At 37.2% G+C, this 23,357-nt stretch carries 23 protein-coding genes and 1 pseudogene; 19 read left to right on the forward strand and 5 right to left on the reverse strand.

Going from position 1 to position 23,357, the window contains the following annotated elements; all coding sequences use genetic code 11:
- The first annotated feature begins 62 nt into the window (after positions 1 to 62).
- From BAZO_RS06225 to BAZO_RS06260, 9 genes are all read left to right on the forward strand, one after another.
- Positions 63 to 1,172: an ABC transporter ATP-binding protein gene (locus tag BAZO_RS06225; protein ID WP_003330496.1), complete on the forward strand. Its 1,110-nt coding sequence runs from the start codon at positions 63 to 65 to the stop codon at positions 1,170 to 1,172.
- Positions 1,162 to 1,965 (forward strand): ABC transporter permease, encoded by an 804-nt coding sequence (locus BAZO_RS06230; RefSeq protein WP_003330497.1) that lies wholly within the window; start codon positions 1,162 to 1,164, stop codon positions 1,963 to 1,965. Before BAZO_RS06225 ends, BAZO_RS06230 begins: the two co-directional genes overlap by 11 nt.
- 1 nt (position 1,966) lies before the next feature.
- Positions 1,967 to 2,770, forward strand: coding sequence for an ABC transporter permease (locus tag BAZO_RS06235; protein ID WP_003330498.1), 804 nt, complete (start codon positions 1,967 to 1,969; stop codon positions 2,768 to 2,770).
- Positions 2,767 to 3,840 carry an ABC transporter substrate-binding protein gene (locus tag BAZO_RS06240; protein ID WP_003330499.1) on the forward strand — a complete coding sequence of 358 codons (1,074 nt, stop codon included), beginning with the start codon at positions 2,767 to 2,769 and terminating at the stop codon, positions 3,838 to 3,840. Before BAZO_RS06235 ends, BAZO_RS06240 begins: the two co-directional genes overlap by 4 nt.
- A 302-nt stretch (positions 3,841 to 4,142) precedes the next feature.
- Positions 4,143 to 4,283 carry a hypothetical protein gene (locus tag BAZO_RS22310; RefSeq protein WP_157382080.1) on the forward strand — a complete coding sequence of 47 codons (141 nt, stop codon included), beginning with the start codon at positions 4,143 to 4,145 and terminating at the stop codon, positions 4,281 to 4,283.
- A gap of 17 nt (positions 4,284 to 4,300) precedes the next feature.
- The gene (locus tag BAZO_RS06245) at positions 4,301 to 4,762 is read left to right on the forward strand and encodes a cytochrome c oxidase subunit II (protein WP_003330500.1); all 462 of its coding nucleotides are present in this window, start codon (positions 4,301 to 4,303) and stop codon (positions 4,760 to 4,762) included.
- 14 nt (positions 4,763 to 4,776) lie between these two features.
- A complete protein-coding gene (locus tag BAZO_RS06250; protein ID WP_003330501.1) occupies positions 4,777 to 6,483 on the forward strand; it encodes a cbb3-type cytochrome c oxidase subunit I in 1,707 nt (568 codons plus the stop codon).
- Between the two features lie 86 nt (positions 6,484 to 6,569).
- Positions 6,570 to 7,205 (forward strand): SCO family protein, encoded by a 636-nt coding sequence (locus BAZO_RS06255; protein WP_003330502.1) that lies wholly within the window; start codon positions 6,570 to 6,572, stop codon positions 7,203 to 7,205.
- Positions 7,205 to 7,777: a hypothetical protein gene (locus tag BAZO_RS06260; RefSeq protein WP_003330503.1), complete on the forward strand. Its 573-nt coding sequence runs from the start codon at positions 7,205 to 7,207 to the stop codon at positions 7,775 to 7,777. The genes BAZO_RS06255 and BAZO_RS06260 overlap by 1 nt, the downstream gene beginning before the upstream one ends.
- Positions 7,778 to 7,818: 41 nt before the next feature.
- Here BAZO_RS06260 and BAZO_RS06265 read toward each other — a convergent pair whose 3' ends face one another.
- A complete protein-coding gene (locus BAZO_RS06265) occupies positions 7,819 to 7,998 on the reverse strand; it encodes a DUF3896 family protein (protein WP_039957070.1) in 180 nt (59 codons plus the stop codon).
- A 213-nt stretch (positions 7,999 to 8,211) separates the two neighbouring features.
- Between BAZO_RS06265 and BAZO_RS06270 the strand changes: the two genes are divergently transcribed.
- Positions 8,212 to 9,411, forward strand: a complete 1,200-nt coding sequence (locus BAZO_RS06270) for an MFS transporter (RefSeq protein WP_003330504.1) — start codon at positions 8,212 to 8,214, stop codon at positions 9,409 to 9,411.
- Positions 9,412 to 9,530: 119 nt separating this feature from the next.
- Positions 9,531 to 10,091: a YkoP family protein gene (locus BAZO_RS06275; RefSeq protein WP_003330505.1), complete on the forward strand. Its 561-nt coding sequence runs from the start codon at positions 9,531 to 9,533 to the stop codon at positions 10,089 to 10,091.
- A 19-nt stretch (positions 10,092 to 10,110) separates the two neighbouring features.
- On the opposite strand, the gene BAZO_RS06280 is transcribed toward BAZO_RS06275, so the two are convergent.
- On the reverse strand, positions 10,111 to 10,959 hold the full coding sequence (locus tag BAZO_RS06280; RefSeq protein WP_003330506.1) for a metallophosphoesterase: 849 nt from the start codon (positions 10,957 to 10,959) through the stop codon (positions 10,111 to 10,113).
- Positions 10,960 to 11,085: 126 nt separating this feature from the next.
- Here BAZO_RS06280 and crcB (BAZO_RS06285) point away from each other — a divergent pair, with 126 nt between their 5' ends.
- The 3 genes from crcB (BAZO_RS06285) to BAZO_RS06295 are packed head-to-tail and all read left to right on the forward strand — an operon-like array spanning position 11,086 to position 12,601.
- Positions 11,086 to 11,442, forward strand: coding sequence for a fluoride efflux transporter CrcB (gene crcB, locus BAZO_RS06285; protein ID WP_003330507.1), 357 nt, complete (start codon positions 11,086 to 11,088; stop codon positions 11,440 to 11,442).
- Positions 11,439 to 11,801: a fluoride efflux transporter CrcB gene (gene crcB, locus BAZO_RS06290; protein ID WP_003330508.1), complete on the forward strand. Its 363-nt coding sequence runs from the start codon at positions 11,439 to 11,441 to the stop codon at positions 11,799 to 11,801. Before crcB (BAZO_RS06285) ends, crcB (BAZO_RS06290) begins: the two co-directional genes overlap by 4 nt.
- 14 nt (positions 11,802 to 11,815) lie before the next feature.
- Entirely contained in the window at positions 11,816 to 12,601 is a 786-nt protein-coding gene (locus tag BAZO_RS06295; RefSeq protein WP_003330509.1) for an arylamine N-acetyltransferase family protein, read from the forward strand.
- A 51-nt stretch (positions 12,602 to 12,652) separates the two neighbouring features.
- On the opposite strand, the gene BAZO_RS06300 is transcribed toward BAZO_RS06295, so the two are convergent.
- On the reverse strand, positions 12,653 to 15,283 hold the full coding sequence (locus BAZO_RS06300; RefSeq protein ID WP_003330510.1) for a cation-translocating P-type ATPase: 2,631 nt from the start codon (positions 15,281 to 15,283) through the stop codon (positions 12,653 to 12,655).
- Between the two features lie 703 nt (positions 15,284 to 15,986).
- Here BAZO_RS06300 and selB point away from each other — a divergent pair.
- Genes selB through BAZO_RS06315 form a run of 3 tightly spaced genes read left to right on the forward strand, consistent with a single transcriptional unit; the run spans position 15,987 to position 19,820 of the window.
- Positions 15,987 to 17,876: a selenocysteine-specific translation elongation factor gene (gene selB, locus BAZO_RS06305; RefSeq protein ID WP_003330511.1), complete on the forward strand. Its 1,890-nt coding sequence runs from the start codon at positions 15,987 to 15,989 to the stop codon at positions 17,874 to 17,876.
- Between the two features lie 15 nt (positions 17,877 to 17,891).
- A complete protein-coding gene (locus BAZO_RS06310) occupies positions 17,892 to 18,911 on the forward strand; it encodes a glycosyltransferase (protein WP_157382083.1) in 1,020 nt (339 codons plus the stop codon).
- 18 nt (positions 18,912 to 18,929) lie between these two features.
- Positions 18,930 to 19,820, forward strand: coding sequence for a selenium metabolism-associated LysR family transcriptional regulator (locus BAZO_RS06315; RefSeq protein WP_003330513.1), 891 nt, complete (start codon positions 18,930 to 18,932; stop codon positions 19,818 to 19,820).
- Positions 19,821 to 19,876: 56 nt separating this feature from the next.
- Here BAZO_RS06315 and selD read toward each other — a convergent pair whose 3' ends face one another.
- Positions 19,877 to 20,896, reverse strand: coding sequence for a selenide, water dikinase SelD (gene selD / locus BAZO_RS06320; protein ID WP_081585649.1), 1,020 nt, complete (start codon positions 20,894 to 20,896; stop codon positions 19,877 to 19,879).
- 230 nt (positions 20,897 to 21,126) lie between these two features.
- On the opposite strand from selD, the pseudogene BAZO_RS23250 reads away from it, so the two are divergent.
- A pseudogene (locus BAZO_RS23250) lies at positions 21,127 to 21,321 on the forward strand (Rdx family protein); the annotation flags it as partial.
- 45 nt (positions 21,322 to 21,366) lie between these two features.
- Here the strand turns inward: BAZO_RS23250 and BAZO_RS06325 are convergent.
- On the reverse strand, positions 21,367 to 21,789 hold the full coding sequence (locus BAZO_RS06325; protein ID WP_003330515.1) for an Hsp20/alpha crystallin family protein: 423 nt from the start codon (positions 21,787 to 21,789) through the stop codon (positions 21,367 to 21,369).
- A 147-nt stretch (positions 21,790 to 21,936) separates the two neighbouring features.
- Between BAZO_RS06325 and selA the strand changes: the two genes are divergently transcribed.
- Positions 21,937 to 23,352: an L-seryl-tRNA(Sec) selenium transferase gene (gene selA / locus BAZO_RS06330; protein WP_003330516.1), complete on the forward strand. Its 1,416-nt coding sequence runs from the start codon at positions 21,937 to 21,939 to the stop codon at positions 23,350 to 23,352.
- The last annotated feature ends 5 nt before the right edge of the window (positions 23,353 to 23,357 follow it).

The following is a 23,357-nucleotide window of genomic DNA, read 5'->3' on the forward strand; positions in this document are numbered from 1 at the left end:
GTGTTCTAGTTTTTTTAGTATAATAGTGGCGAATTTATTTTTTGGCATAGGAAGTGTTTTTATTGACGAATATTCCAATCATACGCTTTGAAAATGTAACAAAGCAATATGATGATGACGATGCTGTTCTTGTTAACGTTAGCTTGGAGTTTGAACGAGGGAAGTTTTACACACTACTAGGGCCATCTGGTTGCGGTAAAACAACAATCCTTCGCTTGATAGCTGGATTTACAGAGCCTTCAGCGGGCAATATTTATTTTAATGGCAAAAATGTCAATCAAGTTCCCGCAAATAAAAGGCAAGTCAATACTGTTTTTCAAGATTATGCATTATTTCCGCATTTGAATGTGTTTGAAAATGTAGCATTTGGTTTGAGAATTAAAAAAATGAAAAAAAGTGAGATAGAGAAAAAGGTTCATGAAGCCCTGCAATTTGTGAACCTTAAAGGGTATGAAAACCGTGAAATTAAAGAAATGTCTGGTGGACAACGGCAGCGTGTAGCCATTGCTCGTGCGATTGTGAATGAACCGGAAATTATTCTTTTAGACGAGCCTCTATCAGCGCTTGATTTAAAATTGCGCACAGAAATGCAATATGAGTTGCGTGAACTGCAACGCCGTCTAGGCATTACCTTTATTTTTGTTACTCATGACCAAGAAGAGGCTCTTGCGATGTCGGATGAAATTTTTGTCCTTAATCAAGGAAAAATTCAGCAGAGCGGTACCCCAAATGATATCTATGATGAGCCTATTAATCGATTTGTTGCTGATTTTATTGGGGAATCGAATATTATAAATGGCAAAATGATTCGAGATTACGAAGTAGAATTTGTTGGAAAAAGATTTGAGTGTGTTGATAAAGGTTTACATGATAATGAACCAGTTGAAGTAGTCATTCGTCCAGAAGATCTTGAAATTACCTCAATCGAACGAGGGAAATTACAAGTCCGAGTAGATACGCAACTATTTAGAGGTGTACATTATGAAATAAGCTGCTATGACAAGGATGGAAATGAATGGCTCGTTCATTCGACTAAGAAAGCAACAGTTGGAGAAGAGATCGGTCTCTATTTTGAGCCTGAAGCCATCCATGTTATGCGTTTTGGAGAGAGTGAGGAAGAGTTTGATCGCCGTTTAGAATCATATGAGGAAGGAGATTATGATGAATTCTAAATTAACACGTAATCTTTATATGATTCCTTATGCTGGTTGGATTGTACTCTTTGTCATTGCACCGATTTTTTTAATACTTTATTATTCCTTCTTTGATATTGAAGGACATTTTTCACTGATCAATTATCAAAAATTCTTTACGTCTGTTTATTTACATATGACATTGAGCTCTTTTTGGTATGCATTTTTAATTACTGCCTTTTCTTTATTCATTGCATACCCAACTGCTTTTTTATTAACGAAAACGAGGCATAAGCATCTTTGGCTTTTATTAATTATTACACCTTCGTGGATTAATTTATTATTAAAAGCCTATGCATTTTTAGGAATTTTCGGTACGTACGGAATGACAAATCAATTTTTAGAAATCATTGGCGTCGGTACCAAGCAGATCTTATTTACGGATTTTAGTTTTATATTTGTTTCGGTTTATATATTTATTCCATTTATGATTCTGCCTATTTTTAATGCATTAAATGAATTAAATCCAACTTTAATTGATGCTGCCAATGATTTAGGAGCATCGAAATGGACAACGTTCCGAAGAGTGATTTTTCCACTTACGTTGGACGGTGTAAAATCGGGGTGTCAAGTTGTCTTTATTCCTGCTCTTTCTTTGTTTATGTTAACAAGATTAATAGCTGGAAACCGCGTGATTACCCTTGGTACTGCGATTGAACAACATTTCCTTGTGACACAAGACTGGGGAATGGGAGCAACCATTGCTGTATTTTTAATTATTATTATGTTTTTAATTATGAGCGTAACTGGCAATAGAAAGCGTGGTGTATAAGGTGACTCAAAAATTAGCACCTATTTCAAAGCTTTATTTACTGGTTATTTTTGTTATTTTATATACGCCGATTTTCTTTTTAGTGTTCTACTCTTTCAATAGTGGTGGAACAATGTATGACTTTGAAGGCTTTACCCTTGATTGGTATAAAGAATTATTTAGTGATACGAGGCTTCTCATTATCGTGCTGAATACGATTGTAGTAGCATTATTATCTGCACTGTTAGCAACCATCATTGGTGTTTTTGGTGCTCTTGCTATTTATAACGTTAGAAAGAGAAAGACAAAGCAAGCTTTATTATCATTAAATAATGTGCTGATTGTCAGTCCGGATGTCATTATTGGTGCATCGTTTTTGATATTATTTACAGTTGGTGGAATGAAACTTGGATTTATCTCCGTGTTATGCTCGCATATTGCTTTTAGCATTCCCATTGTTGTGTTAATGGTTTTGCCTAAGTTAAATGAAATGAGTCCGACATTAATCGATGCGGCAAGAGACCTAGGTGCAAACGAATGGGATGTACTGACAAAGGTTATTCTTCCCTATATAACACCGGGCATTATGGCTGGCTTTTTTATGGCCTTAACGTATTCGTTTGATGATTTTGCTGTGACGTTTTTTGTAACAGGAAATGGCTTTAGTACGCTTTCTGTTGAAATATACTCATTGGCCCGTCGGGGAATTTCCTTAAATATTAATGCATTGTCAACTGTACTATTTTTATTTACAACATTATTAGTTGTCATTTATTATTTTATTTTACAAAAAAATAAACCAAGAGGAATGGGGGCTAGAAAATGAAAAGATTAGTCCATTCGTTATTGGTAGTTGTCGTAGCATCCGTCGTTTTATTAGTGTTGCTAGATCAATTAAATTCATCCCAGGGGTATTCAAGTGGAAATACGTTAACCATTTATAACTGGGGTGATTATATTGACGAGGAGCTGATCACTCGTTTTGAGAAAGAAACGGGTATTAAAGTGATCTATGAAACCTTTGATTCAAATGAAGCGATGATGACAAAAATCGTTCAAGGCGGTACAACCTATGATATTGCAGTTCCTTCCGAGTACACGATAGAAAAAATGAGGGAAGAAGACCTGTTGATTCCACTTGATCATTCCAAGTTGCCAAATTTAAAGTATATTGATGAACGTTTTATGGACTTGCCGTTTGATCCTGAAAATAAATATTCCATTCCTTATTTTTGGGGGACCGTTGGAATCGTCTATAATCCAACATTGCTGGAAGGGATGGAAATAACAAGTTGGAATGATTTATGGGATCCAGCATTGAAAAATCAAATTCTTTTAATTGATGGTGCTAGAGAAGTAATGGGAATGGGGCTAAATAGTCTTGGGTATTCATTAAATGATACGAATAAAGACCATTTAATGGAGGCAAAGGAAAAACTGGATCGACTGACGCCGAATGTGAAGGCGATTGTTGGTGATGAAATCAAGATGCTCATGGCAAATGAAGAAGCCGCGATTGGACTTGTGTGGTCAGGCGATGCAGCTGATATTATGTCGGAAAATGAGAATTTAGACTATGTAGTACCGGAAGAAGGTTCCAATCTCTGGTTTGACAATATGGTTATCCCTAAAACGGCTAAAAACATCGAAGCTGCCCATCAATTTATCAATTTTATGCTTGACCCAGAAGTTGCAGCACAAAATACTGAATATGTGAGCTATTCAACACCAAATAAGGAGGCTTTGAAATATATGCCTCGGGATATGGTAACGGATGAACGCTTCTATCCATCACCTGAATTAACGGAAAAACTTGAGGTTTATGAAAATCTTGGCAAAAAGAACTTAGCTTATTATAATGCCCTGTTTTTAGAATTTAAAATGCATCGGAAATAGGCAAGGAAATAAATACGTGATGACGAAAAACTGCACAGTGAACTCTCACTGGTGCGGTTTTTTAATCCTTTTTTTCATTTATCTCCCAAAAAAATTAAATTTTTTTAATTTTTTTATTTAGCTATTGACAAAGCTAAAGATGTTGTCGAACCCTTGAGTTTACTGGGTTTTCATAGTGTTAAAGTGGCATATAGCCGTCGTTATTTACCAAAAATTGATAATTGACTGTGATTTAACGCACATTATTGAAAATGATTTGCAATTAATATGGAGGTAGAAAATCATTTGGGAGGTGGAGTTCGATGGCTACAACAAAAAATACTCAAGAGGTAGTCAAAGAGGGCCGCGAGGGAATAGGAACCTTTATCGGGGTAGGGATTGTTGGCGCTGTAATTCTAGTTACGTATATTGCAATGTACGGACTATATATGGCGAGAATTTAGAAAGGAGATAGGTGAACATGCATAAATCGGAAAAGATTTGGCTGACGTTAAGTTTCGGTATGATTATGGGTTTTATGATTCTTACTGGTTATCAGGCCTTTGCATTAGGAATGGGGACACCATCTGGTCAAACAACACTTGATCCACAAAAAGTGGATCAAACAGCTCCATTTGATAAACCTGGTGTTACACAGATTGGAGAAAATGAATACGAAGTGGTCATGACATTACAAATTTTTAGCTTTACACCAAATAAACTTGAGTTTCCTGCAGGATCAACAGTTCATTTTAAGTTAACTTCAAAGGATGTTGTCCATGGATTTGAAGTCGCGGGAACAAACCTAAATGCAATGGTAATGCCAGGCTATGTTCAAGAAATCACACAGAAGTTTGATAAACCTGGTGACTATTTAGTTTTATGTAATGAATACTGTGGTGCCGGACACCAATTAATGTCAACAACCATCACGGTTAAATAAAAGGGGGGAGTTACATGCAACCTACATCATCAACGGCAAATATGTCAAAGCCGTCATTTAAAGAAAGATCAAATCAAATGCTTGGCGCAATACCACAAGATGCTATTATAACAAAATCATATTTATTTGTCGCTTTTACTGCGGTACTATTAGGTGGACTGTTAGGACTATTACAAGGTTTAAACCGTGCAGGCTTACTTCAACAAATGCCGCTTGGATTAAACTATTATCAAATATTAACAGCACACGGTTTATTATTAGTCGTTATCTTTTCAGCAACGTTTGTAATTGGTTACTTTTATGCAGGTATGTCACATACATTAGGAGGACTTCTTCCTAAAGTTAGAAAGATCGTATGGACTGGATTTTGGTTGAAAATTGTCGGAACTGTAGTAGTAGTAATTCCGGTATTAATGAATGAAGCTTCAGTTATGTATTCATTCTATCCACCTATGAAAGCACACCCAATGTTCTATTTCGGGTTAGTATTTGTAGTATTGGGTGTATGGGCAGCTGCTATTGGGGCTTTTATTCAAGTAGCTTCTTGGAGAAAGAATAATCCTGGAAAGCATGTACCGATTTTCTCTTTCTTTGCTACTGGGGTATTTATTCTATTAGTAGGCGCAACATTAATGGTTGCAGTTGAAGTATTATTCATGATTATTCCTTGGTCTTTAGGATGGGTTGATACAATCAATGTTATGGTTGCTCGTACCTTATTCTGGGCATTCGGTCATACTGCGGTTAATATCTGGTATTTAACAGCTGTATCTGCTTGGTATGTTATTGTACCAAAAATTATCGGTGGTAGACGCTTTAGTGATATGCTGACTCGTGTCGTAATTATTGCACTAGTAATTATGAACATCACTGGTGGATTCCATCACCAAATTATTGATCCAGGTATTTCAGAACCGATTAAATTTATGCACGTATTCATGAGTTTAGCAATTGGTTTCCCATCTTTAATGACTGCTTATGCAATGTTTGCTGTAATGGAGCGTACAGGTAGAGAAAAAGGTGGAAAAGGTGCTTTTGGTTGGTTTAAAAAGTTACCATGGGGCGATGTTCGTTTCTTAGCTCCATTTATTGGAATGGCTGCCTTTGCTCCAGCAGGTGCAGGTGGTATTGTTCAAAGTACAAACCAATTAGATCAAACTGTGCATAACACGATGTGGATTGTCGGACATTTCCACTTAACATTAGGTATGTCTGTAGTTATGACATTTTTTGGTGTAAGTTACTGGTTAATTCCGCATGTTTCAAAACGTATTTTAACACCGGCTATGAATAAATTAGGTGTCTTCCAAACAATCCTTTGGACAATTGGTATGGTGATTATGTCATTCTCAATGCACTATATTGGATTATATGGCGGATCACCACGTAGAACATCTTATACAACATATTTCGATCATCCGATGGCCTTATCATGGGATCCATGGATGTTAGCAGTTGGTATCGGAGCAGTTTTATTATTCACCGCTGTTTGTATTCAAGTTTTTGCAGCATTCAATCTTATGTTCTTTGCACCAAAAGGTGTTACAGAATTCCCAATTGGTGAACCACAAAGTGATGATGAAAAAACACCATATTGGACAGAACGTTGGGGTATCTGGGTTGTATTAATGATCATTACAATTGCAATGGCTTATACTGTACCATTAGTTGAAATGATTGTGAATGGCCCTCCAGGATCACCACCATTCAAAACTTGGTAATAATTAAAATAGAGAGGTAGCTCGATTTTTATGGGCTATCTCTTTATGCTAAGTAAGAGAAAACTATAATTCAGGAAGTGATCTCCGTGATCAAAAATCGCCATACGACAATAGCTTGTTGGCTCGTTATAATATTTGGAATCGGCTTGTTTTTTATCGGAACCGACGGATTTAGTGCGTTTACTGCTGAAAAGGCAAGGGTAAATAAATTGGTCGATGAGAAACCAAAGTTCCCAAGTGTCACACTAGAGGATAGTAAAGGTCGTACCTATTCATTCAGTGAATTTGAAGGAAAAAATGTATTTATTACGTTTCTTTACACATCTTGTGGATCGGTTTGTCCGCAATTAGAAAAAAATATGTCACAAGTTTATGAAAAGATCCCGAAAAAATACTTTGATAAGGACATTGTATTTTTAAGTATAAGTTTTGACCCAACTAGGGATGACCCAGCTACATTAGAAAAATATAGAGAACTATTTAATAGTGACGGGGAAACATGGAGGATGGCGAGAATTAATGATCAAGCCGAATTAGATTCCCTGTTAAAATCCTTTGGAGTCATTGTAATACCTGATAAAAACGGAAATTTCTCGCATAACTCTGCCTTTTATTTTGTAGACAAAAAAGGGAGTTTAACACATGTAATGGATTATAAAAAAATTGATGAAGCAGCACAAACAGTAATTGATATTCTTGAAAAGGAAGAGGGGGATAAATAATGGAACAATCCAAATATGGTTTAATCTTATTTATTTTCCTTGCTATGCCCCCTGTTGCTTACATTTTGGAATCCGTAATGGCATTGCATATGCATATGCAAATGCCGATGCTAGTTATAGCTGGACTGTTAATGGCTCGTTTCTTTCAAATACGTTTTCCACAATTTTTTGAAAACTGGAATCAAAATGGTATACCCGGAATTTTATTATTTATCATTATAATTGTGTTTTGGATGATGCCGAGGACCATGGACGAGGCATTAACCGAATTAAGTGTTGAGATATTTAAATTCATCAGTTTACCGTTTTTGGCCGGAGTTCCGCTCCGTGACAGCTGGAAAAAGCTAAGTGAAAAAATTAAAAATGGTGTAATCATTCTGTTTACTGTTTTATTTTTATTAATGGGATGGCTGTATATTTACTCTCCTGTTCAATTGTGCAACAATTATTTGCAGATTGAACAAATAACCCTTGGTTGGGCTTTCATTACGACAAGTATTGGGTTGGTCGTTTATTTGATTTACATTACAGTCGTTGATCGTTCGAAATATGAAATTGGAAATAATGAATAATCATATAAATGAAAAAAAGGAGCTTGTGCAAGAGCTCCTTTTTAATTTATATTTCCTCGCTCAAAGTGATTCATTTCTGTTAATTCGATAATATAATCATAATTCTGGATTGAATTTTGGACTGATTCATACTCCTCCCTTGTTAAATCCTTTTTTTCTAATCTTTCTACTAATTTTCTTTTATTTTCTTCAAGATTGACGATAATATCTTTATAGTTCATATTTCAACATTCCTTTCCAAATCAGGGGTTTGAAAGCGCTATCTATTTCTATATATATTTTAATTTACGAAGCAGTAAAATTACTGATGGTCCTGTTGCGAATTGGTGACATATTGGTTACGAATTTAGCAAAATTAATCTTGTATTTTTGAAATCATGCTTTATAGTTAATACATATAGACAGTTGTCAAGACAGGAGGAAAGACGTACAAGATGGGAGAAAAAACGATTTCAAGAAATAAAGTATTAGGAATTGCTGGACTGGGTTGGATGTTTGATGCAATGGATGTTGGCATGCTATCATTTATCATTGCTGCCCTGAAGGTAGACTGGGGTTTAACACCGCAACAAATGGGTTGGATCGGGAGTATAAATTCGATCGGTATGGCTGTTGGTGCTTTTGTATTTGGTATATGGGCAGACCGTATTGGTAGAAAAAATATATTTATTATAACCTTAGTCTTATTTTCGCTAGCCAGTGGACTTTCAGCTTTTGCAACAACACTTTCAATCTTTCTCATATTGCGGATTTTCGTTGGGATGGGACTTGGCGGTGAATTGCCAGTAGCCTCAACCTTAGTATCTGAAATTGTCCCGGCGAAGGACCGTGGTCGTATTGTAGTATTGCTTGAAAGCTTTTGGGCTGTGGGTTGGTTGATTGCGGCACTAATTTCATACTTCGTTATTCCGGCTTTTGGTTGGAGAATAGCTCTGTTATTAAGTGCCTTACCTGCTTTATATGCTATTTATTTACGATTAAATCTGCCTGACTCCCCGGCATTTTCACCTAAAAAGAGTGAAAAACGGACAGTATTGCAAAATATAAAGGATGTTTGGTCGAAAGAGCATGCCCGTTCCACGTTTGTCCTGTGGACGGTTTGGTTTACGGTTGTTTTTTCTTACTATGGAATGTTCCTATGGTTGCCAAGTGTTATGGTTATGAAAGGTTTCAATTTGATCCAAAGTTTTGAATATGTGGTGATCATGACACTTGCGCAATTGCCTGGATATTTTACAGCAGCATGGTTTATTGAACGAATCGGCCGTAAATTTGTACTAGTTACTTATTTATTAGGCACCGCTGCATCAGCTTTTGTATTTGGAACAGCAGAATCGACCGCTTTATTAATCGGCTCCGGGATATTATTATCCTTCTTCAATCTTGGGGCATGGGGCGCTTTATATGCCTATTCTCCGGAACAATATCCGGCAGTGATCCGTGGAACTGGTACAGGAATGGCGGCATCTGTTGGCAGAATAGGAGGCATCTTGGGACCGCTTTTAGTAGGTTCTTTAGTAAGTGCCGGCTATTCAATTGGTTTTATTTTCTCAATTTTTTGTGGAAGTATTATTATCGGAGTTTTGGCTGTCGCTTTTGTTGGACACGAAACACGACAGATCGAACTTGCTTAGAAAAAAGAGTTGCAGTCTAGATTGCAGCTCTTTTCTTTCCTAATTTTTTCAAAAATAAAATGCCCCTAAATGTAAAAAAATAAAATGAAATGAAGAAAAAGCGAAGGAGAGCTGGCAATATGCGGGGCTACGTTCTTTCGATTTGGAACTTTTTTGATCCTTTTTATTTTTTCTGTACACGTCTAACATTTCCTCCGCGAACAGGTACGGAAAGCAATATTTTCAGGGTTAGACTAACAAAATACAAAGGAAGAGAAGTCGTTCTTACTGATGGAACAATCATCACGAAAAATGATATTTTAGTTAAAATCCACCTTCACAACGTGAAACTATTAAGGGAATTATTTGAAATAAAAAGTGAATTAAGAAAAGCAAAAATTCTTTACCGCCATGTTCAAGAGTCACTGCCAGGGATCGAGTATTTCATTCGAAACAGCAGTTTTTCAAATGAAATTAAAGGAATTGTTGGTATCACCCATTTAAATAAAAGCTGTGAACGGCTTGGATTTGAAATTTTTGATATTTCTCATCCTATCTATAAATGGTTTAAAGTGTTTGCTTTTTTGCCAATCGAAATTCTATCCAGCGCAAATCATTCCATTCTCAATAGTTTAAAACATCAAACACCAAAATATTTATTTATGTCAAGAAATACACTAAACAAAATGTATCGAATCTAAAAGAAAAAGCTGCTCATGATTAAATAGCAGCTTTTTTAGGTCTTAAAGGCAGTTCGTGAAGGGTAATTTCTGGTCGGCTTCCGACACGGATATTAACTCCCGTTTGACCTAGTCCTTCATTGATATAGTAAGGCTTCCCATCTTGTAAATGGAGCCCCTTTGTAATATTCATTCTAGCGAGTTTCCCCATTTTTACTAGGTGATAGGCTTTTGGGTAGCAGATTTGCCCCCCGTGGAAATGGCCAGATAGCAAATAATCAAAATGATAATCCTTCATATGCAACACGATATTTGGATCATGGGTAAGAACTAATTTTGTACCGGAAACGATTCCTTTGTAAGAAGCGTTAATATCGCTACGTTTTGTCTTAAAGTCGTCAATGCCAATGATGTTAACTGGTTTACCATTTACATAAATGACATCATGTTGATTGATCAAAACCTTGCAGTTATATTGTTCAAGAATTTCGATTAGCTTTTGTTGGTATTTAGGTCGCAGAAAGTAATCATGATTTCCTAAAACCGCATAAATCCCATGCTTTGGATTCAGTTTGTTCAATGTTTCAAGGTAGGGAGCTAGTTTAGGAATGGTTCGTTTACGATCTAAAAAATCACCAGTTAGTGCAATTAAATCAATCGGTTCGTCTTTTAGCATTTCATAGAGATCGGTTGGAGAAATCGAAATATTTTCAAGATGCAAATCTGATAGCTGTAAAATTTTTAACTTTGGATGCTGTGGTACAAGTTTTTCATTTAATTTTATCTTGTTTATGACAACATCTTTCGTGTTATCATGGGCTTTTTTAAATAAATTATTAAGAATATAAACAAGAAATAGGATGAGGACAGCAAGTAATAAAAATTCCAAGTGGCTACGCACCTCCATATAAAAATTATACAGGATGGGAACAGGAATTTTTACATGCAATAGTTGGAAAGCGTTTTTCTTCTTAGTATAATTAAAAAAGCTTAACGGAAGAAAAGGTGCTTTTTTATGCAAATTTTACTAGTCATGATCGGTGGTTTTTTAGGGGCAATAGGCAGGTTTAGTGTCGGAGAGTGGTTTAATCCAAATCAGGGTTTTCCTTTTGGAACTTTACTCGTAAACCTTATTGGATGCTTTCTTCTAGGGTGGCTTTTAACTTTTATGAGCCGTCACAGCAAAAATTACTCTTACCTAACTTTGTTTCTCGGAACTGGGGTAATTGGCTCTTTTACAACCTTTTCAACATTCTCTGTTGAAACGATTCAATTATTCAAACAGGGACTTGTTGTTCTCGGTTTGCTTTATGTACTCATAAGTATATTTTTCGGCTTGTTATTAGCCTATTTGGGGAGCAAATTAGCATGATCTGGATCATTGGGTTTGGTGGTGCAATTGGTGCAGCTGTACGCTTTTTATTAAGTGATTTTATTAATAAAAGGTGGTCTAAAAAACTAGGTAGGTTTCCGGTGGGAACATGGATCATTAATATTTCCGGCTCTTTTTTACTTGGTGTAATCGCTAATTATCATTTGTCAAACAGCATAGAGGATTGGGTTTGGTATTTTGTTGGAGTTGGATTTTGCGGGGCATATACTACTTTTTCCACATTTGGCTTTGAAACAATTCGGTTGATCGAAGACAAAAAAATTAAGATTGCGATTGAATATATACTATCATCATTGGTAGTAGGGATTGCATCAGCTTCAGTAGGTTTTATAATTTGATTTGGAGGTACGGTATGCCTGATATTAATGCTTTATTTCGCAAAAGAATTGGTTTACCTGAGGATGAGATTGTAAGGTTTGAAATATTAGATAAGGTTCTTGAAAAAACAGCGAAATCAATTCCCTTCGAAAATATATGTATTATTAATAAAAATACAAGTGATATTTCGAAGGAAAGCCTAGTTAATAAAATTCTTGATAGGAATGAAGGCGGCGTCTGTTATGAGTTGAATCCTATTCTTTATTTGTTTTTACAGGAAAATGGCTTTGATGTCTCCTTAGTTCGTGGGGCTGTTTATGATCATTCAGCGCAAAACTGGGCGCCTACGGGTCTTACCCATGTTACAATTTTATTAAACCTTAATAATCAAACCTTTGTATTGGATACTGGTTTTGGAGGGAATTTACCTTTAAAACCTGTTCCATTGAACGGGCGAATGGTTCATTCCGGTAATGGCCAATTTCGAATTAAAAAGCAGAATAGTGAGTATGGAGATTATGTTTTTGAAATGAAGTTAAAGCATAAGGATTCTGACTGGAAGCTAGGTTATGCTTTTGATACGAAAAGTATCATTCGCGACCTCCCTGAATTAAATGCCGTTAAACAGGTCATCTCTGAAAGTGAGCATTCGGCCTTTAACAAGGCCCCTTTGATGACAAAAATTACAGACAGCGGAACAGTCACTTTAACCGGTTCTTCATTAACAGTATGTACAGATGGAGAAATGAAAAAAGAGGATATTGCTGAAACACAATATCCAGATCTAGCCAAAAAACATTTTGGTTTGTCGGTTAAATAGTAAAATAGCAAAGGGGTACCCGAAAAATGGGTACCTCTTCTCTATAATGTCTTAAAAAATTCTTTTCCATGCTTTAGAAAGCTCGCTGAAAATGATTGGGACTAGAGATAGCGTTAGTACGAATAACCAGTCCTTTAAAGAAAGGATGTGTAGGTCGAAGATATCGTTAAAGACCGGTACATTCACTAATAGGGCTTGAAGTGCAATACCTACGAAAATAGACACTAGTAAAAACTTATTTGTAAATAGTCCCACTTCACGAAGTGACTTTTTAGTACTCCGCAAATTCAAGGAATGGAATAATTGAGCAATACTTAGTGTTACAAATGCCATCGTTTGGGCATGAACGAGTGCATCCTTCGAAATGTTGCTAAAGTCGATTGAAAAAATCGATGGTGCGCCAGTGTAATAATTTAATCCTGTAACAAAAGCAAATAAGGTTAAGGAACCGATTAATAATCCGTAAAGTAGGGTAAACATTCCGCTGCCATGGGCAAAAATACTTTCTTTAATGGAACGTGGCTGTTGATCCATAACATCTGGATCATCAGGATCCAGCCCTAGTGAAATGGCAGGCAATGTATCTGTAATTAGATTGATCCATAAAATATGAATAGCGGATAGGGGAGCCGGCCATCCAAGAAGAATAGCGATGAAAAGCGTTATAATTTCCCCTAAGTTACATGATAGGAGGAATAAAATCGATTTTTTAATGTTTTGATAAATATTTCGACCTTCTTCAACGGCAGCAACGATCGTTGCAAAGTTATCATCGGTTAATACAATATCCGCTGCACCTTTTGCGACGTCAGTACCGCCTTTCCCCATTGCAACGCCAACATCAGCTTGTTTTAATGAAGGAGCATCGTTTACCCCGTCCCCCGTCATTGCAACAATTCGCTCATTCGTTTTTAAAGCTTTCACAATTTTTACCTTATGCTCTGGTGACACCCGCGCAAAAACACGGATTTTGTTAACCTTCTCGCATAACTCTGATTCACTAAGTCGATCGATCTCGGATCCTGACATAGATTCGATCTCCTCGTTTGCAATTCCAAGATCTTTAGCAATTGCGAACGCTGTTTTTTGGTTATCCCCGGTAATCATGATCGTTTGGATACCGGCTTGTTTGCACTGTGCTATGGATGCTTTTACTTCTTCTCTTGGCGGGTCGATCATTCCGGTTAGGCCTAGAAAAATTAGTTCTTTTTCCAAATCCTCGCTTGTCATGCTGTTATCGAAGGTTGGAATTTCCTTGTAGGCAATCGCAAGAACACGTAATGCTTCAGCAGACATTTCATTGGCAACATTCTTAATTTTATCTACTTCAAGGGTAGTCACTCGGATTTTGGGTAAAATGCTTTCTAATGCACCCTTCACCATTACAAAATAACGGCCACCATGGTGGTGAACGGTTGTCATCATTTTACGGTCGGAATCAAAAGCTATTTCAAAAATTCGCTCATAATTTTTATCAAGAATTTGTTTTTCAAATCCAGCAACATGAGCCGCAGCAACAAGGGCGATTTCGGTCGGGTCGCCAGAATGTTCCTCCTCAGTAAAAACGGCATCATTACAAAGAGCCATTGCTTCAAAGAAGCGGGAGTATTCCCTTTGCTTTAGTAATGGTGAGTTCATGGAAAGATAATTTCCGTTAACATAGACTTTTGTCACGGTCATTTTGTTTTGGGTTAGCGTCCCTGTTTTGTCAGAACAAATAACACTAACAGCACCAAGAGTTTCAACCGCCGGCAGTTTTCGAACAACAGCTTGTCGTTCGATCATTCTCTGTACGCCAAGAGCAAGTACAATCGTAACGATGGCAGGCAACCCTTCAGGAATGGCTGCAACCGCCAGACTTACAGATATCAAAAACATATCAAGAACATCTCTGCCTTGAAAATAGCCGATTAGGAAGATGATGACTGACACAATGACGGCACCAATTCCGAGAATTTTCCCAAGCTCTGCTAATTTTTTTTGAAGCGGTGTTTGTTCTTTTTCTTGTTTCCCAAGCAAATTAGCGATTTTTCCGATTTCGGTCTGCATTCCCGTGTTCACGACTATACCAATAGCCCGCCCGTAAGAGGATAGGGTGGACATAAACGCCATATTCCGTTGATCGGCAATCGGCAATTCCTCAGCTGCTACCCAATCAGCATTTTTATCAATAGGAACGGACTCCCCGGTTAATGAAGATTCTTCAACCTGAAAATTGGCAGTTTCAATTAACCGTATATCAGCAGGAATAAATCGTCCAGCATCAATAATTACGATATCACCTGGTACTACGTGCTCTGATGGAATTTCAACCGTCATTCCATCTCGTTTTACAATGGCTTTGGGGGTTGTCATTTTTTTTAGTTCCTCCAAAGCTTTTTCTGCTTTAGATTCCTGAATGACGCCAATAATCGTATTCAGCAGAATCACTAATACAATAATAATGGCATCACTATACTCCCCAACAAACGCAGAAATAAGGGCGGCCCCAATTAAAATATAGATTAGTAAACTATTAATTTGCCTGAAAAACAACGTAAAAATCGATTCTTTTTTATGCTCGCTGAATTCATTAGCTCCAACCTGATCTAACCGTTTTTTTGCCTCTACATTCGTTAGACCTGTTTCCGTATTAGTTTCTAAATCAATGGATACTCTTTCTGTATCTTTTGTGTACCACATACTTCACACTCTCCCCTAGATAGAAAATGGATTATCTATCCCAATTTAATTAAACCACATATAGGTAAATATTTCTAAAACGAAAAATGAAAGTTTATATATAAATTAGTCAGTGATATCCCCTTATATTACCATTTAAAAGTTTGCTATTTTTACCGATAGTAAGGATGAGCAGCAATTTCCCTAGCAAATGTTGTTGTTCATGATAACTTTATTCAGCTGAATAAAGTTATAGCCTTCGGCGAGCCTTGCGATTTTTAAAGGTAGTTTTTCGAGCTAAGATCAAAGACTAAGAACGCCACATCCTGTGGCAACGTCTTTGTGACCCACATCCTGTGGGCCTAAAAATCTGGGCGCAAATATGCCAAGGCATATTTGATTGTATTCCTCTATTTCGTCCATCTAATTTAGGTGGACTTTTTTTATTTTTAACAACCTTAGTTCATGCTACTTGAATAGTTTTCCCAGACCTATTAAAGTAAAATGGAATGATTAACTTCATTCAGCAGAAGTCTTCCACTTCCATAAGTGGTGAGATGAATGCAAAATAGTGTTTTAATCCAGTGGGGGTGCAAACCCCTGCTGAATAAAGTTAAAGCCTCCGGCGGATGCCTCGGATTTTTAAAGGTAGTTTTTCGAGCAAGCTCGAAAAAAATCCGGGCGCAAATACGCCAAGGCGCATTTGATAAAGTGGGTGAATATTTTGGCAGTTCGAAATTATACGATTGGGATGGCCGGGCACATTGATCACGGCAAGACATCTCTTACGAAGGCATTAACGAATGTTGATACAGATCGACTTAAGGAAGAAAAAGAAAGAAATATTTCAATAGAATTAGGCTATGCACCATTAAAGATTGATGATGAGCTTCATGTCTCTATTATCGACGTGCCTGGTCATGAACGTTTTATTAGACAAATGATTGCCGGTGTTGCTGGAATTGATTTAGTCATCTTGGTTATTGCTGCAGATGAAGGTGTTATGCCGCAAACGAAAGAGCATCTTGAAATCCTGTCCTTTTTAGGTATCGAAAAAGGGATTATCGCAATTAGTAAAATTGACCGTGTTGATGCAGAATTATTAGAACTTGCCGAAGAGGACATAAGGGATAACCTCAAAGGGACGGTGTTTGAATCAGCTCCTTTTGTATTAGTGGACAGTCTTTCAAAGAAAGGTCTGGAGGAACTAAAACAGCAAATTAAGAAGGAATTAGAACATAAGGAAATGCGTGATGCAAGGGGACCGTTCCGCTTGCCGATTGACCAAGTGTTTTCAGTTCAAGGCCAAGGAACGGTGGTACGGGGTACGGTGTATGAGGGAATTGTCGAAAAAGGCAGTTCACTGCAGGTTTTACCACAGGGCATTCCGGTAAAAGTTCGACAAATTCAGGTGCATCATGAGCAAACAGAAGTGGCTAAGGCTGGACAAAGGGCGGCCTTAAATTTAGGTGGCATTTCCAAACAAGAAATTACCCGTGGAGACGTTTTAGTATCATCTGAGCATTTTCTCGTTACAGATACGCTTGATATTACAACAAAATTTGTGGGTGACTTGGCATCGCCGGTCAAGCAGCGTGCACCGATTAAGCTACATACAGGAACAACCGAAGTAATGGGAACAATCGTGTTCTTTGATAGAAATGAAGTTGTTGAAGAGGATGATGAAGTAGTTTGTCAGCTTCGTTTAGACTACCCAATTGTTTGTAAACGTGGGGACCGCTTTATTTTAAGGAGACCGACACCTGTCGAAACGATTGGTGGTGGCTGGATTATCGACCCGAAAGGCAGTAAATATCGCTTTGGTGAAGATACAATAAAAATGCTCATGCAGAAAAAAGAGGGCACACCAAATGAACGGATTCTTTCTATATTAAAAGAGAAGGCGCTGATGACCTTTGAAGCTTTACTGAAATTTTCATCGATGGATAAGGACGATTTAACAGCTATTTTGAATGAAGAGAAAGGAAATACAGTTTTTGAACTAGCAAGCGGCGAGTATGCCCTCCACTCTGATTTTGAATATATTAAAAACAGGATAGAGGAAAAATTAAGAGAATATCATGAGGAATTTTCTCTTCGTGCTGGCTTCAATAAAGCTGAAATTGTTCATTCTTTCTTGAATCTTTATCCGAAACGTCTAGTTGAATTTGTTATTGAAAAATTGATAGAAGAAGGCTTCTTAAAGAGACAAGAGCAATATATTCAGCTTGCAACTTTCTCACCGCATTATCCAGAAAAATGGAGCAAACGTATGGAAGCAGTAGTCATAGCTATTCAAAAAGACGAAATTGAAGTGCAGCCATTTGAGCAATATATGAAGAGTGAAAAAATACCGGAACAGTACAAGGATGATTTCAAATATTACTTAATCCAAGCAAGAAAAGCTGTTGCCTTGGATGAAAATCATCTTCTATCAATAGAAACAATTAACAAAGCAGCAGATTTATTAAAGTCAAAAACCGGTGAAGAATTCGCAGTTAAGGATGCAAAAGATGTTCTAGGACTATCCAGAAAATATTTGATTCCATTACTAGAGTTATTTGATGCATTAAATCTTACAAAAAGAGTAGAGGATAAACGGAAGTGGGTGTAATGTAGTTTGTCACCAATGAAGATCTTACTTCTCACACCTTTTTTATACAGCAATAGAGGCAATTCAACAACCGCAAAACGAATTGCCTCTGGTTTGGAGCAAAATGGAGTAGATGTTACTGTTTTTGCCTATGAAGAAGACGCGTGGAACGATGAAATCGATAGACAAGCTAAAAACTGTGACCTTATCCATATCATCCACTTTTACCGTTTTTCAAAATGGGCAAAAAAGACAAAATTTCAGTTGAATAAACCATACATTATGACGAACGGCGGAACGGATGTAAATCTTGATTTGTATAACTTAGGTAATCGGGCAGAAATGTTGGATATTTTGCAAAATGCCAGTGCAATTACCGTTTTTACTGATGATGCAAAGGCAAAGCTTTGTCATGCATATAGTGGTATGGGGCTACGAATAGAGGTTATTATGCAGAGTGTATGGTTTCCGATTTCTGAGGAAAATGCAGACGATTTGAAATTGGGAATAGGAGAGCCTGCGATTTTACTTCCATCTGGATTAAGGGCGGTAAAGGATGTTTTCTTTTTAATGGAAGAAATTGTTGGTCTGCAAAAGAAGTATCCTAATTTACAGTTTTTGATCGCCGGTATGGTTTTAGATGAAAATATATATGAAACGTTAAACCAATATATCGAAAAATATAGCTGGATTCACTTTTTGGAAAATGTTCCGATTGAAAACATGGTATCATTGTATAAATGGGCACATATAGTTTTAAATACGTCTATTTCAGAGGGCCAATCTTCGGCTATTTTAGAGGCAATGGAAATGGGTTGTGTTGTTTTGGCGCGAAATAATCCCGGCAATGCCAGCATCATCGAAGATGGAGTAAATGGCTATCTATTTAATGACGGAAAAGAATTTTTAAATAAGATTAATGTAGTTTTAACTGAGCAGGAAAAAGCCCAAAGGATTATTCAAAATGCTAAAAACTTTGTGCAAACCAATCATTATTTTGAAGATGAAATAAAGGCATTTATCAAGCTTTATCAAGATTGTTTACAAAAACCTTGAAACTAGTGGTGAAAAACAATGAATTTAAACCATCTAAAAGCGTTTGAAAAGTTGATACAAGTAAAAAGCTTTCAAGAGGCGGCAAGGCAATTATCGGTATCACAGCCGGCTATAACGCTCCGAATTCAAGCCTTAGAGGAGCATTTTAAAACAAAGCTAGTAAAGCGCACAGGAGAGGGTGTGCAGTTAACCTCACAAGGTGAAGTGATCTATAAAAGGGTTAAAGAGATTCTAAAACTATGGGAAGACTTGGAGGTCCAATTTTTAGGAGGAGAGCCAGTAGGGAAACTTGTCATTGGGGCCAGTACAATTCCTTCTGAATATATTCTTCCAAAAATCATTAAGAATTTTAAATCAACCTACCCAGATGTAGATTTTAGTATGAGAATATCAGGGAGCAAGGATGTCGTTGATTGGTTGAAAAATCGCTTAGTTGATATTGCCATTACCGGTGAACCGATGACAACCCCTTTGCTTTATTCAAGACCAATTGTTAGTGAGAAATTAAGTATCATTGCCCCTTTGGAATTTATTGAAGAAGATATAAAGCAGTTTCGGGATTTATTTGATGTAGAATGGATTTTACGTGAAAAAAATTCTGATACAAGATCCTCGCTTGAGAAAACGATTGGAACACTAGGCTTTTCAACAGAGTTAATGAAAATCGTAGGTGAGTTGGGTAGTACAGAGGCTGTCATAGCGGCGGTAGAAGCCGGTCTTGGAATTACCGTTGTATCTTCTTATGCAGCAGAACGGGCCGCCCAATCTGGCCGTGTAAAAATTATTAATTTGAAGGATTTTCAAGTCACAAGGAACTTTTATTTTTCTTGTCTTGAGGAAAATAAAAATCTTCCGGTCATTTCCGCGTTTTTGGGTTTTATAGAAGATTCCTATAAAGACCATAATTAATGAAGGCTGACATAGGTAATTTCGTTTTCAAACGACTTTACTGGTCAGCCTTATTTTTATTTAATGTATAAAGATTTCTTATTTAATTCATTCACTTCACCGATAATTTGGGCAGCCGTTATATTTTGTTCGTGAAGCTTTTGCACATAAGCCTTGGCTTCTTCTTTTGGCAGACTTACTAAAAGTCCTCCTGAGGTAATCGCATCACATAAAATGTATTGACTGCTTTCAGTGATTGATGACGCGAACTCCACATCATCCTTTAACCATGCAAAGTTGGATTTTGAACCGCCAGGAATGACGCCCTGTTCAGCTAGGTTGTATGTTCCGTCTAAAATAGGAACATCATCGTATGTAATCGTCATGCTGACGTTACTTCCTTTTGCCATTTCACAAGCATGACCTAATAGTCCAAACCCTGTTACATCGGTAACAGCATGGATTTGGAAACCTTCTAATGCTTCTGCTGCTTTTTTATTAAGCATGGCCATTGTTTCAATGACTTTTTCCTCTTGTTCTGGTGTTACAACACCACGCTTAATGCCTGTTGTAAGAATGCCAACTCCTATTGGTTTTGTAAGGACCAAGGCATCGCCAGGCTTTGCTCCTACATTACGGAAAAACTTTTCAGGATGGACATAGCCTGTTACAGCCATTCCGAATTTTGGTTCTTGATCATCAATCGAGTGTCCACCGACAATAATGGCGCCAGCTTCCTTCACCTTATCAGCCGCACCCTTTAAAATTTCAGCAAGCATATCTGCTCCGAGTTTTTTCACAGGGAAGCCTACGATATTTAGAACAGTTTTAGGCTCTCCGCCCATCGCATAAACATCACTTAAGGCGTTTGCAGCCGCAATCTGTCCAAACATATAAGGGTCATCCACGATAGGTGTAAAATAATCCACGGTCTGGATTAAGGCTAACTCATCTGATACACGATAAATCCCCGCATCATCCGATGTATCTATACCAACTAATAAGTTTGGGTCATGTTCTCTCTCTGGTAAAAGCCGCAACACTTGCGACAATTCGGCAGGGCCGATTTTGCAGCCTCAGCCGGCTTTTGTAGACATAGCCGTTAGGCGAATTTTCTCTTCCACAATATACACCTCCAACTTATAGTATAGTATATCCTTGACGATAATCTCTAACAAAAAGACTTTCAAGCTGAAATTACGGGCAGAAGATTTTACTGTTTGCTATAGTTTGTACTACAATATTGGGTAAAGTCTATGGTTTAGGAGGAATATTTATGACTTATAAAATTACAATTGAGTTTTGCATGATGTGAAACTATGCTCCAAAAGCTGCGAGTTTCGCAGAAGGATTAATTACCCATTTTCGCAACCAAATTACATCAGTAGAACTAATTCCGAGTTCTGGTGGGGTATTTGAAGTAACAGTAAATGGGGAAAAACGATATTCTAAGCAAGAAACAGGGAAATTTCCGAATGTTGATGAGTTTATTGCAGAAATGGAAGCAATTGAGGGGAAATAGATGCCATAAAAGGTGCCAATTCATAGTGGATTGGCACCTTTTGAGTTATTCAATATCAATGTATTTTTTCTTTCTCCGACTCGTTTTCGGTATATGGACTTCAAGGATGCCATTTTTATAATAAGCTTTTGTATCTGCACTTATCTCATATGGAAGTGGAATGACACGTTCTAGTCTCCTGAATCTTCTTTCTTTTTTAAAATATTTTTTCTTGTCATCAATGGTTTCAAGTTCTTGATGATCATCTGCGATAATTTTTAAACCTTCATGGACGGCCTCAATTTTAATTTGATTTTGATTAAAACCAGGAAGTTCTGCTTCGACTACAATTTTATTACCCATATCATATAGGTCGACCCGAAACTGTTGAGGGAAAAGAGAGGTAAATGGGTCCTCCCAAAAACGGTTAAACAGCTGATTTAAGTCTTTAATGACAGGCAAAAATTCATTATCTTCTTTCTTGTTCATTACAACAAATCTCCTTTACTTAATTTCTCAATATAAAGGTATTCATAGTAATGAAAAAATGATTAGGCTCCGAGATATTGAGGATTATGGTAATACTGGCAAAAATGATATAATATGACATGAATTTCTGGAGTGGAGGCGCTAAAAATGAAGCAATATTTACGTTACTTACCACCTGTTCATGAGTTGCAGAAGTCTGTATTTTTTGAACAGCTGTTACAAAAATATAATGTAAGCAGTGAACGTTTAACAAACATTTGTCAACAAGAGTTAAATGGGATAAGAGAACAGCTTTTACAAGATCAATGGCATGATGAAAATCCGGACTTAAATAAGGAATATTGGATAAAGCAAATTTTTGCAAAAGTAGAAAGAGCTGTTGAACAGCTGTCACAGTACTATTTAAAAACGATAATTAATGCGACTGGAACGGTTTTACATACGAATTTAGGACGAGCTCGTTTAGGGGAAAAGCAAATTGAGCATGTTGTGAAGGTTGCCTCCAATTATTCAAACTTAGAGTATAAAATTAATGAAGGAAAAAGAGGGTCGCGTCACGATATTATTGAAGGTCTAATTCAACAAGTAACAGGCGCCGAAGCAGCGATGGTTGTAAATAATAATGCTGCTGCTGTTTATTTGATTTTGAGGGCGCTTGCCAAGGACAAAGAGGTCGTCGTATCAAGGGGACAGCTTGTCGAAATTGGAGGTTCTTTCAGAATTTCAGCAATTATGGAAGAGAGCGGGGCTAAGCTTGTTGAGGTTGGAACAACAAATAAAACCCATTTGTATGATTATGAAAAAGCAATGACAGAGGAAACAGCGATGATTCTGAAAGTACATACAAGCAATTTTAAAGTGATCGGTTTTACAGAAAGTGTAGAAAGCGAAGAGCTGGTTGAACTTAAAGAAAAACATGATAATGTGATTTTCTACGAAGATTTAGGAAGCGGTATTTTATACGATTTTCAAAAGCACGGCATTGGTGAAGAGCCTGTTGTGAGGGATGTTATTAAGCTTGGGGCGGACCTTGTTTCATTTAGCGGTGATAAATTGTTAGGTGGGCCGCAAGCAGGAATTATTGCCGGAAAACGTGAACTGATTCAGAAATTAAAAAAACATCAGCTTGCGCGTGTGCTCCGAGTAGATAAAATGACTTTTGCCGCCCTTGAAGCAACATTAAAAGCGTATTTATTGGGAGAGCAGACAATGATGGAAATTCCAACACTCCGTGATATTTTACAATCGGAAGAGGAAATCGAAGCGCGTGCCTCTAAATTTCGACAGCAATTAATAGAACAAGATCCGCAATACCGCTGTACGCTTGAAAAAGACTTTTCACAAGTTGGCGGGGGGACAATGCCGGAAGTAAAGCTCCCAACAGTAGTAGCTGCCGTTACCCATTCTTCCTTAACCTCGGAAGAACTGGCAGTTAGGCTGAGATTATCTACTCCGAGCATTGTCACTCGTCAACAAGACGAAAAAGTATATCTTGATTTTAGAACGGTCACGGATGATGAACTGGTATTTATCATTGATGCTTTTCAAAATATTCAATGTTAAACCAT

The sequence above is a fragment of the Schinkia azotoformans LMG 9581 genome, assembly GCF_000307855.1.
GTDB lineage: Bacteria > Bacillota > Bacilli > Bacillales > Bacillaceae_J > Schinkia > Schinkia azotoformans.

What these genes read in the sequence shown, in the direction of transcription:
- BAZO_RS06250 (WP_003330501.1), top strand. Translation starts at nt 4,777, where the DNA reads ATGCAACCTACATCATCAACGGCAAATATGTCAAAGCCGTCATTTAAA.
- BAZO_RS06315 (WP_003330513.1), top strand. Translation starts at nt 18,930, where the DNA reads ATGAATTTAAACCATCTAAAAGCGTTTGAAAAGTTGATACAAGTAAAA.
- BAZO_RS06300 (WP_003330510.1), bottom strand. Translation starts at nt 15,283, where the DNA reads ATGTGGTACACAAAAGATACAGAAAGAGTATCCATTGATTTAGAAACT.
- BAZO_RS06295 (WP_003330509.1), top strand. Translation starts at nt 11,816, where the DNA reads ATGCCTGATATTAATGCTTTATTTCGCAAAAGAATTGGTTTACCTGAG.
- crcB (WP_003330508.1), top strand. Translation starts at nt 11,439, where the DNA reads ATGATCTGGATCATTGGGTTTGGTGGTGCAATTGGTGCAGCTGTACGC.
- BAZO_RS06310 (WP_157382083.1), top strand. Translation starts at nt 17,892, where the DNA reads ATGAAGATCTTACTTCTCACACCTTTTTTATACAGCAATAGAGGCAAT.
- BAZO_RS06265 (WP_039957070.1), bottom strand. Translation starts at nt 7,998, where the DNA reads ATGAACTATAAAGATATTATCGTCAATCTTGAAGAAAATAAAAGAAAA.
- BAZO_RS06260 (WP_003330503.1), top strand. Translation starts at nt 7,205, where the DNA reads ATGGAACAATCCAAATATGGTTTAATCTTATTTATTTTCCTTGCTATG.
- BAZO_RS06245 (WP_003330500.1), top strand. Translation starts at nt 4,301, where the DNA reads ATGCATAAATCGGAAAAGATTTGGCTGACGTTAAGTTTCGGTATGATT.
- BAZO_RS22310 (WP_157382080.1), top strand. Translation starts at nt 4,143, where the DNA reads ATGGCTACAACAAAAAATACTCAAGAGGTAGTCAAAGAGGGCCGCGAG.
- crcB (WP_003330507.1), top strand. Translation starts at nt 11,086, where the DNA reads ATGCAAATTTTACTAGTCATGATCGGTGGTTTTTTAGGGGCAATAGGC.
- BAZO_RS06275 (WP_003330505.1), top strand. Translation starts at nt 9,531, where the DNA reads ATGCGGGGCTACGTTCTTTCGATTTGGAACTTTTTTGATCCTTTTTAT.
- BAZO_RS06325 (WP_003330515.1), bottom strand. Translation starts at nt 21,789, where the DNA reads ATGAACAAGAAAGAAGATAATGAATTTTTGCCTGTCATTAAAGACTTA.
- selA (WP_003330516.1), top strand. Translation starts at nt 21,937, where the DNA reads ATGAAGCAATATTTACGTTACTTACCACCTGTTCATGAGTTGCAGAAG.
- BAZO_RS06270 (WP_003330504.1), top strand. Translation starts at nt 8,212, where the DNA reads ATGGGAGAAAAAACGATTTCAAGAAATAAAGTATTAGGAATTGCTGGA.
- BAZO_RS06230 (WP_003330497.1), top strand. Translation starts at nt 1,162, where the DNA reads ATGAATTCTAAATTAACACGTAATCTTTATATGATTCCTTATGCTGGT.
- BAZO_RS06240 (WP_003330499.1), top strand. Translation starts at nt 2,767, where the DNA reads ATGAAAAGATTAGTCCATTCGTTATTGGTAGTTGTCGTAGCATCCGTC.